The following is a 637-nucleotide window of genomic DNA, read 5'->3' as shown; positions in this document are numbered from 1 at the left end:
AACAACCCCTGCTTCTGGGGTCGTTGAAGTCGAACATCGGGCACGCGCAGGCGGCTGCCGGCGTGGGCGGGGTCATCAAGATGGTGATGGCCATGCGGCACGGCGTACTCCCCAAGACACTGCATGTGGATACGCCGACCTCGCATGTGGACTGGGCGGGCGGCGCGGTGGAGTTGTTGACCGAGCGGCGGGCGTGGCCGGAGGTGGACCGGCCGCGACGTACCGGTATCTCCGCCTTCGGGGCCAGCGGCACGAACGCCCATGTGATCGTCGAGCAGGGCCCGGAGCACGAAACCGAGCACCAGGACACCTCTCGCGAGGAGCCGTCAGGGTTCGTTCCGTGGGTGGTGTCGGGCAAGACGGAGGCAGCGCTGCGCGCGCAGGCCGACCGCCTGCACACCTTCGTCACCGAGCGCCCCGAACTCGATTTGCTCGACGCGGCGGGCTCACTCCTGCGTGGCCGTACGGCGTTCGACCGTCGGGCTGTGGTGGTGGCCGGTGGCCGTGCGGAGTTGCTCGACGGCCTGGAAGCAGTGGCTTCCGGTGGGGTAGCACCGGGTGTCGTGTCCGGTACTGGCTCGTCCGGTGGGCGCCCGGTGTTTGTCTTCCCCGGTCAGGGGTCGCAGTGGGCGGGCAT

Annotated in this window: 1 protein-coding gene and 1 pseudogene; both read left to right on the top strand. The window is 69.4% G+C overall.

Features of this window, described 5'->3' with window-relative positions:
* Positions 1-23 precede the first annotated feature (23 nt).
* Positions 24-68 (top strand): annotated as a pseudogene (locus QR77_RS49020) (hypothetical protein); the annotation flags it as partial.
* 24 nt (positions 69-92) lie between these two features.
* The coding region (locus QR77_RS43935) for a ketoacyl-synthetase C-terminal extension domain-containing protein (protein ID WP_347359824.1) at positions 93-637 on the top strand (545 nt) is incomplete at its 3' end.

This window comes from Streptomyces sp. 150FB (assembly GCF_000818195.1).
In the GTDB taxonomy this organism is placed as follows: domain Bacteria; phylum Actinomycetota; class Actinomycetes; order Streptomycetales; family Streptomycetaceae; genus Streptomyces.
The sequence above is the reverse complement of the archived record's forward strand: the minus strand, read 5'-3'. Positions and strand labels throughout refer to the sequence as shown.